The sequence below is a fragment of the Streptomyces apricus genome (assembly GCF_008369065.1).
Lineage (GTDB): Bacteria > Actinomycetota > Actinomycetes > Streptomycetales > Streptomycetaceae > Streptomyces > Streptomyces apricus.
This window is the reverse complement of record NZ_VDFC01000047.1, coordinates 83,400-94,303: the sequence shown is the minus strand read 5'-3', so window position 1 is coordinate 94,303 and position 10,904 is coordinate 83,400. Positions and strand designations below refer to the sequence as shown.

The following is a 10,904-nucleotide window of genomic DNA, read 5'->3' as shown; positions in this document are numbered from 1 at the left end:
AAGCCCCCACCGGCCCGCACCCGGACGACGACGCCCGGCGCACGCGATCCCCCGAAACGATCTCCTTCCCGCGCGGCCCCGACTAGGCTCGGACGCATGGACATTCTGGGAGCCACGCTGCGCATCTGCGTCGACGACCTGGAGACTGCGGTCCCCTTCTACGAGAGACTCGCCGGCGCCCCGGCGCAGCGCTTCGAGCGCGGCGGGGTCTCCGTCGCCGCGGTCGGCTGCTTCCTGCTGATGAGCGGCCCCGAGTCCGAGCTGGAGGTGCTGCGCAAGGTGGCGGCGACCATCGCGGTGACGGACGTCGACGAGGCCGACCGCGTCCTCACCGACTCGGGCGCCCACGTCCTGGCGGGCCCGGTGGCGKCCCCCGCCGGGCGCAACCTGATCGCGATGCACCCGGACGGCTACGTGTACGAGTACGTGGACCGCCGTACCGCCCAGTAGGCCGACCCGGCCGCGCGCCGCGGGCTCGCCCCACGGTCAGCCGGCGCTCCCCGCGTCCGGCGGCCGCATCCTGAAGTCGTAGCGCTCCGGCAGGGGCTCGTCGGTGATCCGGGACCACAGCTCCCCGATCGCCTCGGCCCCCTCGCGCAGGTCGGCCACCTCGAACCCGGCGTCGAAGACGGCCCGCGCCGCGTCCCGGTCGCCCTCGGCGAGCAGCAGCCGCGCCTCGATCAGCCGGAACCGGCCGCGGGCGCGGGTGGCCGGGCGCAGCCGCTGCCACACGGACCGCGCGTCGGCGGTGCGCCGTGCCGCGAGCAGCGCGCCGATCGCCTCACGTCCCAGCGCGGCGGTGGCCGCGGTCCAGCTCTCGCCGTCGTCGCGCCGCTCCTGGCACAGGTCGTCGAAGGCCTCCAGGTACCGGTCGGCGGCCCGTTCCCGGTGGCCCGACTCCTGGTCGGCGACGGCCAGGCAGCGCAGCAGCGGCCAGCGCGAGGGCGCCAGGGCGAGGCCGCGCTCCCAGCTGCGCACCGCCTGGGCCAGGTCGCCCGCGTGCCACTGCGCGACCCCGAGGTGGTACTCGGTGAGCGGCTGCGCGGGGGCGGTCTCCAGCATGTCCCGCCAGTGCGGGGCGACCAGGGTCGCGCCGGGCGGGCCGGCCCGGCGCGGCTCGGGGAAGGAGCCGGACTCCAGCAGCCGCAGCCAGGGCTGCTGGGCGTCGCCGAGCGTGGACCTGTCGAAGGGGGTGCCGGGCAGCTTGTGCCCGGCCCGCAGCACTTCGAGCGCGCCCCAGCCGGAGCCGGTGGCGAGCACCTCGCCGGGTTCGGTGTCGGCGGCGGTCAGCCAGCGCCCGTGCGCCGCCTCGACCTCTCGGCGCGGCAGCGCCCGCTCCAGCCGGTCCTCGACCGCGGCGCGCGCGGCGGCCCAGTCGTCCCCGTGCACCGCCGGGGCGTCGGCGGCCAGCGGCCCGTACGCCTCCAGCCACGCCACCTCGCTCTGCGCGTCGAGGCGCACGTGCTCCAGCTGGGTGCGGGCGAGGCCCGCCTGGATCTCGCAGTAGCCGCCGGTGCCGGGCTCGGTGAGCCACTGCTGCCAGCGGCGCCCGCCGGTGCCGGAGCCCCACACGAAGAGCTTGCGCCCGCGCAGCAGGTCGGTGGAGGTCTGCACCAGCCCCTGTCCGGCCCCGTCCAGGGCGGCGATCCAGCGCCGCTGCCCGTCGGGCACCTCGTAGAAGTAGTCGGCCGGGTACGTGCTGCGCGGCGGGTACGTGCGGTCGACGCCGTCGTACGCGGGGACGGGCACCCGGCGCAGCCGCCGCTCGTAGCCGAAGTGCCAGGCCTCCTCGGCGGGCGCGAGGATCCGGCGCTTCTCGGGGACGGCGGTGTTGGACCACCAGTACAGCGGCGCGGCCCTCTCGTGGGGGTTGCGGACGCGCACGCCGACGTACAGGAAGTCGGAGCCCTCGGGCAGCCACAGGTCGACCTGGAAGGGCAGGTCGCGCAGCCGTTCCCACTCCCACAGGCGCAGCATGTCCGTGCCGTCGGGCGCGGTGACGCGGGCGGCGTGCAGGGGTGCGCAGGCGAGGGTCGAGTGGCCGGTGGCGCCAATGTTCCACTCGACGCCGCCGGAGAACCAGGCGCCGTTGAGGGCGAAGTCCGCGGGCTGGAGCACCGGGTTGCGGTAGAGGAGTTCGCGGTCGGACGGCTTGTGGAGGAGGGAGACGAGCCGGCCGCCGAAGCCGGGCAGCACGGTCGCGCGCAGCCGGTCGTTCTCCAGGACGATCGCCTCGACCCCGCGGGGCGTGCGGTCCCTGCCGTAGCCGTCCCGCAGGCGTTCGGGCAGGAGGCTGCGCAGCGGCTCGTACGCGATCTGGCGGGCCATGTCGCGGGGCAGGCCCGCGCGGTCCCGCTCGTCCACCCGGTGCGTCCCGCCGGGCGGGCACAGCGGGGGCAGCGGGTTGACGGGGCCGAGGCCGGCCACCGGAAGCGTCAGCACGTCACGTCGGATGCTCGTCACCCGACCATGGAACAGGCTGGACGGCGCGCCGACCAGGGGGCCTGCCCGCCGGGATCCGGTCAGGGCCGCCCGAAGGCGTCGACCACGATGTCGGCCAGGAGGGCGCCGGCGGTGCCGTCGGGGTCCAGGTCGGGGTCGTAGATGGTGACGTTGAAGCCGGCGCAGTGCGGGGAGTGCACCAACGGCCGCAGCAGCGCGACCAGTTCACCGGGCAGCAGTCCTGCGGGGTCCGGGCTGTCGACCGCGGGCATCACGGACGGGTCGAGCACGTCGGCGTCCAGGTGCACCCAGAAGCCGTCCAGGTCCGGTGTGCCGAAGGCCTCAGCGGTGGCGCGCGCCAAGGCGTCGGCGCCCCATTCCCGGATGTCCGCGACGGTCACCGTGGGGATCTTCAGCGCGGCCAGTTCGGCCCGGTCGTCCTCGAAGGCGTCGCGGATCCCGAAGAACCGTACGTCCTCGTCCCGCAGGTAGGGCTTCAGCCCTTCCAGGTCGGTCAGGTCGTCCTGGCCGCGTCCGGTGGCCAGGGCGACCTCCTCGCCGCCCGCCGCGCCGATCCGGTCGGAGTTGCCCGGGTGGCGGAAGTCGTGCGAGGCGTCGACGGCCGCGAGCCCGTAGCGGCCGATGCGGCGCAGGGCGAGGGAGGCGCCGAGCTGGATGGAGCAGTCGCCGCCGAGGACCACGGGGAACTCCCCGGCCCGTACGTGTCCTTCGATGCGGTCGGCGAGCGTGCGGGTGTAGGCGGCGAGCGCGGCCGCGTTGAAGACGCCGTCGCCCTCCTGCCAGTCGCCCCGGTCGTAGCGCGGCGGCACCACCACGCCGCCCTCCAGGGCGCCCAGCCGCTGGACGATCCGCTGCTCGCGCAGGGCGCCGGCGAGCTTGTAGCAGCCGGGCACCGTGCCCGGGGCGGGCGGGCGCAGTCCGAGGTTGGAGGGCGCGTCCAGGACGACGAGGGTGCGCGGGGCTGTCATGCGCGCACCATATCGGCGGTGAGCGCCCAGCGCTCGTGGTCCCGCCAGGCTCCGTCGATGTACAGGAAGGCGGGCGAGAAGCCCTCCAGCCGGAAGCCGCTGCGGCGGGCCAGCGCGATCGAGGCGGCGTTGTCCGGCTGGACGTTGATCTCCAGCCGGTGCAGGCCCAGCGGGCCGAACGCGTGCCGCACGACCAGGCCGAGCCCTTCGGTCATGAGCCCGCGGCCGGCCGCGTGCGCGAAGGCCCCGTACCCGAGCGCCCCGCACAGGAAGGCGCCCCCGACGATGTTGTTGATGTTGACGAACCCGGCGATCCGCCCGCCGCCGTCTTCTCCGTCCCCGTCTCCGTTCCCCTCGCCGTCTCCCCCCGCGTCCTTCTCGCAGACGAGGAACCCGGCCTTCGTCGGGTCGTCGATCAGCCGCCCCGCGTACGAGGCGTAGGCGGCCGGGGTGACGGGCGGGAACAGCCACGGCTGGTGCAGCGCCTTGCTCTCCCGCGCCCGCGCGGTGAACTCGGGGCCGTCCTCCGGGGTGAAGGGGCGCAGGCCCACGCGGGGGCCTTCGGCGAGGTACGGGGCGGTACGGGACATCCCGCCACGGTACCTCCGTGCCGCACCCGGGGCGCGGGAGCGCCTGGAGCGCTCGGGGCGCGGTCAGGCCAGGGCAGGACCGTGCAGCGTCAGCGTCCCCGCCTCCGAGTCCAGCTCCGCCGCCACGCCGAACGGGATCGTCGGTGCCCCCTCGGCGTGCCCGAAGCCGAACTCCTCGGCGACCGGCACACCGAGCCCGCCGAGCCGGTCCAGGAGCAGGTCGCGCACCTGCCCGTACGGGCCGCACCCCTCCCAGGAGCCGAGCAGGATCCCGGCCACGCCGTCGAACCGGCCGGCGCGCAGCAGCTGGGTGAGGTGGCGGTCCAGGCGGTAGGGCTCCTCGCCCACGTCCTCCAGGCAGAGCAGGCCGCCGACCGCGGCGGGCCGGGCGTGAGGGGTGCCGAGCTCGGCGGTGAGCAGGCTCAGACAGCCGCCGAACAGGACGCCCGTGGCCCGGCCGGGGACCAGGGCCCGCCCGGCGGCCGAGGTGATGGTCCGTACGGACTCCGGCTCGAAGAGGGTCGCCCGGAGGTGGTCCTGCGCGCGGGCGTTCTTGACGAAGTCAATGCCCGCGGCCATCGGCCCGTGCAGCGTCACCAGTCCGAGCCGGGTGGCGAAGGCCTCGTGCAGGGCCGTGATGTCGCTGAACCCCAGGAACACCTTGGGCCCCGCGGCCCGCAGCGCGTCCCAGTCGAGCAGGTCCACCATGCGCTGGACGCCGTAGCCGCCGCGGGCGCAGAACACCGCGTCCACGGACGGGTCGCACCAGGCGGCCTGGAGGTCGGCCGCCCGGTCGGCGTCCGCGCCGGCCAGGTAGCCGAACCGCTCGTGCCGGTCCAGGACATGGGGTGCGACGACGGGGTCCAGGTCCCAGCCGCGCAGGATGTCCAGGCCCGCCTGGAGGCGTTCCTCCGGCACCGGTCCGCTGGGCGCGACGACGGCGACGCGGGACCCGGCGACGAGGCGCCGGGGCCTGGTCAGCTCCCTCACTGCTCCCTCACCACTGCCTCACTTGGTCAGCTCCAGCACCGGGACGCCGGGCGGGTCGAAGCCGAACACCTGGGCGTACAGGCCGAGTTCGGCCTCCAGGACCCGTACCGTCGTCTCGGCCCTGCGGAAGCCGTGCCCCTCGCCCTCGAAGGCGATGTACGCGTGCGGCACGGGCCGCGCCCGCTCCCGCAGGCGCGCCAGGAACCGCTCGCACTGGGCCGGCGGGCAGATGACGTCGTCCAGGCCCTGCAGGAGCAGGAAGGGCGCGGTGACCTGGTCGGCGTGCTCGACGGGCGACCGCTCCGTGTACCGCGCGGGCACCTCGGCGAGCGGTCCGACCAGGCTCTCCAGGTACCGGGACTCGAAGTCGTGGGTCTCGTCGGCGGCCCAGCTCACCAGGTCCAGGACGGGGTAGAGGATCGTGCCGCAGGCGTACACGTCGGTGCTCACCAGCGAGGCCGCCGTGGTCCAGCCGCCCGCGCTGCCGCCCCGCACGGCCAGCCGGTCGCGGTCGGCGGTGCCCTCCTCGGCGAGGGCGAGCGCGACGGCCGCGCAGTCCTCGACGTCCACGACGCCCCACTGCTCGCGCAGCCGGTTGCGGTAGGCGCGCCCGTACCCGGTGGAGCCGCCGTAGTTGACCTCGGCGACGCCGATGCCGCGCGAGGTGAAGTAGGCGATCTCCAGGTCCAGGACGAGCGGGGAGCGGCTGGTGGGGCCGCCGTGCGCCCACACCACGTAGGGCGGGAGCGCGCCTACCGCAACCGGCTGCGCGAGCAGTGGGGCGTGGTGGGGCGGGTAGACGTGCGCGTGGATCTCCCGTCCGGCGGGTCCGGTGAAGGTGCGGATCTGCGGTTCCGGGTAGTAGCTGGGGTCCACCGGGTCGTGGTGCGCGGCGCCCACGACGCGGGCGCGGCCGGTGCGGGCGTCCAGCTCCACCACCTCGTAGGCGCTGCGCGGGCTGGCGGCGACGGTGACGACGCGGCTGCCGTCGACGGCGAGGGTCGCCTCGTACTCGCTCCAGGGGCCGGCCGCGTCGACGACCTCGCCGGTCTCCGGGTCGAGGATGCCGAGCGCGGTGGCGCCCCGGCCGTGCACGACGGCGATCAGCCCGCTGTCGAGCGGCGCGAACCAGCGCCGGCCGATCGTCCACAGCGGCCCGCCGAACTCCTCCTCGCGCGGGCACAGCGGCTCGCCGTCGCGGTAGAGGTTCCACCAGCCGGTGCGGTCGCCGGCCCACAGGAGGGCCCCGTCCTGGTCCCACTCGGCCTGCGCGACGGACTCGTCCGGCCCGCCCGCCACCCTGCGGGGCTCCCCCAGCGTCCCGTCATCGGTCACGTCGGCGACCAGCAGCTCGGTGCCGTCCCACGGCATCCGCGGGTGGTCCCAGGCCAGCCAGGCCGCCCGCCGTCCGTCGGGCGACAGGCGCGGCCCGGTGACGAACCGGTTGCGGTCGTCGGTGAGTTCGCGCACCGCGGACCGGTCCTCGGCGGCCGAGCCGTCCAGCGGCACCGCGGCGAGGACCCGCCGCACGTCGCCGGGCCCGTCGCCGGTGTACTCCTCCAGCACGCACCAGACCTCGCCGCGCTCCGGGCGCACCTGCGGGTCGGCCCAGCGCAGTCCGCCGCCCACCGGGGAGACAGGCGTGAGGGGACGCGGCTCGGCGCCGGACGCGCTCCCGGAGCCGGCCGGCTCGAACGCGTACAGCCGCTGGTCGGCGAAGTTCACGAACACCACCAGCGGGCCCTCGTCGCGGACCACGCCGGTCCAGGGCTGTCCGCCGTACTCGATGACGCGGCTGCGGACGTTCCACGGGGCGGGCAGCACCGGTTCCTCCGCGCCGTCGGGCCGCCGCCGCACCAGGGTGCGGCGGCCCCCCTCGGCGGGCCGCGGTTCGGTCCACCACGCCTCGTCGCCGACGAAGCCGACGTGGTCCGGGTGCCCGTCGTGCGCGGCGGCGAGCGCCGCGTCGATGGGCGAGGGCCAGGAACCGTAGGCCAGCGTCCGCACTGTGTCCCCCATCTTCATCCCCTAGGCCGTGCGCAGGAAGCGGTCGAGTACCCGGACGCCGAAGTGCAGTGCCTCCACCGGCACCCGCTCGTCGACGCCGTGGAAGAGCGCCTGGTAGTCGAAGCCCGGCGGGAGCTTCAGCGGTGCGAACCCGTAGCCGGTGATGCCCAGGCGCGAGAACTGCTTGGCGTCCGTGCCGCCCGACATGCAGTACGGCACGACGTGCCCGCCGGGCGCGAACTCCTCCACGGCGGCCCGCATCCGGGCGTACGTCGGCGAGTCCAGCGGCGCCTGCAGGGCGACCTCGCGGTGGACGAACTCCCAGTCCACGTCCGGCCCGGTCAGCTCGTCGAGGGTGGCCCGGAACTCGTCCTCGGTGCCGGCCAGGAAGCGTCCGTCGACCTGGGCGGCGGCCTCCCCGGGGATCACGTTGACCTTGTACCCGGCGTCCAGCATGGTCGGGTTGGCGCTGTTGCGGACCGTGGCCTCGACGAGGGAGGCGGCGGGCCCGAGCTGCGCCAGCAGCCGGTCCACGCCGCCGGCCGCGTCGAGGTCGGCCCCGACGCCGTACAGCGCGGCCAGTTCGGTGAGCGCGGCGCGCACCGTCGGGGTGAGCCGCACGGGCCACTCGTGGGCGCCGATGCGGGCGACGGCGGCGGCGAGGCGGGTCACCGCGTTGGCCCGGTTCACCTTGGAGCCGTGCCCGGCCCGGCCGCGGGCGGTCAGCTTCAGCCAGCCGGTGCCGCGCTCGCCGGCCGCGACCGGGTAGAGCTCGCGGCCGCTGCCGTCGTGGAAGGTGAACGCGCCGGACTCGCTGATGCCCTCGGTGCAGCCCTCGAAGAGCCCCTTGTGCCGGTCGGCGAGGAAGCCCGAGCCGTCCTCGGCGCTCGCCTCCTCGTCCGCGGTGAACGCGATCACGAGGTCGCGGCGGGGGCGTACGCCGGAACGCGCCCACTGCCGGACGACCGCGAGGATCATCGCGTCCATGTTCTTCATGTCGACCGCGCCGCGCCCCCAGACGACCCCGTCGCGGACCTCGCCGGAGAACGGGTGCACGCTCCAGTCCTCCGCCTGCGCCGGTACGACGTCCAGGTGACCGTGGACGAGCAGCGCGTCGGCGGACGGGTCGGTGCCCTCCAGGCGCGCGACGACGTTCGTACGCCCCTCGGTGCGCTCCAGGAGGGTCGGCTCCAGCCCCGCCTCGGCGAGCAGCGCGGCCGCGTACTCGGCGGCGGGCCGCTCCCGGCAGTCGCCGCCGCCCCGGTTGGTCGTGTCGATCCGGATGAGGTCGGAGGTGAACCGGACGACCTCGTCCAGGGCCCTGTCGTCGACGTCGCGCTCCCGCGACACGTCCGGATCAGCCACGCTCATGTCAGCCATAGGTCTCCTCCACGGCAGCCGAGACGATCGTGGTGACCGCCTTGAAGGTCCGGATGCCCTCGTACATCGTGGCGCTGGTGTACGCCACCTTCCGTTCCCCGGTGCGCTCGACGCCCGGGACGACCGTGGCCGCCATCGACAGGTGCTCGGCGTCGAACTCCAGCTCCACGGTGTGGGGGCCGCGCCGCGCGGGCTCGTGGCGCACCGCGAGCCGCGCCGCCTCCTTGGCCGCGGAGCGGATGTCCGCCGCGGTGCGGGCCGGGGTGCGGCACACGGCCGCGTACCGCGAGACGTGGTCCTTGACGGCGACCTTCAGCGCCTCGGGCGCGTAGCCGAGCGCGTCCTCGCAGGCCACGTCGTCGCCGGTGACCAGCACGACGGGCACCCCGTACTCGGCGACGACGCGGGCGTTGAGCAGGCCCTCGCTGGCGCGCTCGCCGTCGACCCACACACCGGTGATCGAGTTGGCGAGGTAGGTGTGGGCGAGGACGCCCTCCATGCCGGCTCCGGCGTGGTAGCCGACGAAGGCGATGCCGTCGACGTCGCCGTGCTGCACGCCCTCCACCATGGAGAGCGACTTGTGCCGTCCGGTGAGCATCTGGGCCCGTTCGTCCAGCTGCTCCAGGAGGAGGTTGCGCATGGTCCAGTGGGCCTCGTTGACGAGGACCTCGTCGGCGCCGCCGTCGAGGAAACCGAGGACCGCGGCGTTCACGTCCGAGGTGAACATCGAGCGGCACCGCTCCCACTGCGGTGTGCCCGGCAGCACGTCGGCGGGCCAGGTCACCCCGGTGGCGCCCTCCATGTCGGCGCTGATGAGGATCTTTACCATGCTCCAGTTGTATCGCAGTCCCGTGGCGGTCCACAGGGCCAGGGGTCAGCCGGAGCGGCCGACCGACACCCGTACCCGGCCGTCGGCGTACTCCTCCTCGACCCTGATCGTGGTGCCGGAGTCGGCGTCGTGGCTCGATCCGTGGGGCGCGGCGTCGTCGCGGTAGACGCCCTTGAGGTCGTCGAAGACCGGGACCGCGGGGCGGGACGGGACCGTCGTGCGCACTCCGCCGGCGTGCAGGACGAGCGGGGCGGTGCGGCGCAGGCCGAAGGGGGCGTCGTACGACTGGACGCGGTTGCGGAGCACCGCCCCGGAGGCGGTGCGCGCGGGTTCGGCGTGGGCGTCGACCGGCAGGAGCAGACCGTGACCGCCGTGCGCCTTGGTCCTGTTGTCGCGGTACCTGCTGTCCCAGTACCAGATCAGGACGCCGCTCTCGTAGTGCAGCCGCTCCTTCAGCCGGGGCTTCTGCGGGGTCCCGCCCAGGTGGAAGGGGCCCGACTCCAGGTACGCGTCCTGTCCCGTGTACCGCCGGTTCTCGACGACGTAGTGGCGCGCGTTGCCGTCCCCGTCGGGCGGCAGCTCCACCAGGAGCGCTTCCGGGCCGGCGGTCGCGGCGTCGGACGACAGCGGGTTGAGGGTGACCGTGCCGGTGGCCCCCGCCGCCACGGTCGCGTGGTCGAGCCAGCCGAGCCGCAGCTTGGCCCAGGCGCCCAGGTCCCCGGGGTACGCCGCCAGTTCGCTCTCCGAGGAGAGGAGCGAGCCCTGCGCCATGAGGGACCAGAAGCCCGCGGAGTTCTCGGCGCCCGAGGTGTCGTACAGGTCGGGCAGGCCCAGGTCGTGGCCGTACTCGTGGGCGAGGGTGCCCAGGCCCCGGTTCTCGTTGGTCATGGTGTAGTCGTCCACCCGGACGTCCGAGTCGCCCACCTCGCTCCCGCCGCCGCCGACGGTGCCGCGGTGCGAGCCGATCGCGTCGGAGCCGTGCACGCCCCCGCCGTTGACCTGCGACTCCCCCGCGAACATCAGCATCACGCGGTCGAGCCGGCCGTCGGGTTCGTCGAACACCCCGTCCCCGTCGTGGTCGCCGCGGTCCCATGTGTCGTACGTGGACAGGTAGGAGGCCAGTGAGGCGGCGCTGCGGCCGGTGGCGCGCTGGTCCTCGTACCACCGGTTCAGTCCGTCGGTGACGAGCCGGGCGTTGCAGCGGTACGTCGACACCGGTTTGCCGTCCACGCGGCAGGCGTCGGTGCCGTAGTGGGCGAGGGGGCGGTCCACGCGCGTCCAGTCGTGGACGGTGCCGGTGATCGTGTAGGCGCCGCTGGACTGCCGCCGCAGGTACGACGCGAGCGTGTCGGACGCGCCGGGGGCGCCGTCCGTGCCGAAGATCTGCCGCTGGTAGTAGGCGCGGCTGTAGTCGGCGGTCCACACCGTGGAGTTGTCGGTGCGGCGGKCGGGGGCGGGGATCCGGTTGTGGGTGAGGTCGGAGAACTCCACCGGCAGCACGAAGACCTTGTCCCGGGGCTTGACGGCCGGGTACGGGTCCGCCGTGACCGGTCGCGCGGTTCCGTGCGCGACGGCGGCCGGCGCCGGGAGGGCCAGGGCGGGTACGGCGAGGGCGACGGCCACGGCTGCCGTCGTCCTGCGGATGCGCATGCTCACCGTGCGGGCTCCTGGGGGTTC

General features: G+C 74.9%; 9 protein-coding genes. 1 reads left to right on the top strand and 8 read right to left on the bottom strand.

The features are described from left to right. Positions 1-96: 96 nt before the first annotated feature. Complete coding sequence (locus FGF04_RS26865; RefSeq protein WP_149513935.1) at positions 97-450, top strand: VOC family protein; 354 nt, start codon at positions 97-99, stop codon at positions 448-450. A gap of 36 nt (positions 451-486) precedes the next feature. Here FGF04_RS26865 and FGF04_RS26860 read toward each other — a convergent pair whose 3' ends face one another. From FGF04_RS26860 to FGF04_RS26825, 8 genes are all read right to left on the bottom strand, one after another. Then, positions 487-2,463 carry a DUF5107 domain-containing protein gene (locus FGF04_RS26860; RefSeq protein WP_149513934.1) on the bottom strand — a complete coding sequence of 659 codons (1,977 nt, stop codon included), beginning with the start codon at positions 2,461-2,463 and terminating at the stop codon, positions 487-489. 59 nt (positions 2,464-2,522) lie between these two features. Then, the gene (locus tag FGF04_RS26855; protein ID WP_149513933.1) at positions 2,523-3,431 is read right to left on the bottom strand and encodes an arginase family protein; all 909 of its coding nucleotides are present in this window, start codon (positions 3,429-3,431) and stop codon (positions 2,523-2,525) included. Beyond that, entirely contained in the window at positions 3,428-4,021 is a 594-nt protein-coding gene (locus FGF04_RS26850) for a GNAT family N-acetyltransferase (protein ID WP_149513932.1), read from the bottom strand. The genes FGF04_RS26855 and FGF04_RS26850 overlap by 4 nt, the downstream gene beginning before the upstream one ends. A 63-nt stretch (positions 4,022-4,084) precedes the next feature. Continuing rightward, positions 4,085-5,011: a S66 peptidase family protein gene (locus FGF04_RS26845; RefSeq protein ID WP_149513931.1), complete on the bottom strand. Its 927-nt coding sequence runs from the start codon at positions 5,009-5,011 to the stop codon at positions 4,085-4,087. 18 nt (positions 5,012-5,029) lie between these two features. After that, positions 5,030-7,030, bottom strand: coding sequence for a prolyl oligopeptidase family serine peptidase (locus tag FGF04_RS26840; RefSeq protein ID WP_149513930.1), 2,001 nt, complete (start codon positions 7,028-7,030; stop codon positions 5,030-5,032). Between the two features lie 9 nt (positions 7,031-7,039). Continuing rightward, a complete protein-coding gene (locus FGF04_RS26835; protein WP_408055670.1) occupies positions 7,040-8,398 on the bottom strand; it encodes a M20/M25/M40 family metallo-hydrolase in 1,359 nt (452 codons plus the stop codon). Beyond that, on the bottom strand, positions 8,391-9,227 hold the full coding sequence (locus FGF04_RS26830; protein WP_149513929.1) for a M55 family metallopeptidase: 837 nt from the start codon (positions 9,225-9,227) through the stop codon (positions 8,391-8,393). Before FGF04_RS26830 ends, FGF04_RS26835 begins: the two co-directional genes overlap by 8 nt. Before the next feature lie 45 nt (positions 9,228-9,272). After that, complete coding sequence (locus tag FGF04_RS26825) at positions 9,273-10,877, bottom strand: immune inhibitor A domain-containing protein (RefSeq protein ID WP_235882554.1); 1,605 nt, start codon at positions 10,875-10,877, stop codon at positions 9,273-9,275. Positions 10,878-10,904 lie beyond the last annotated feature (27 nt).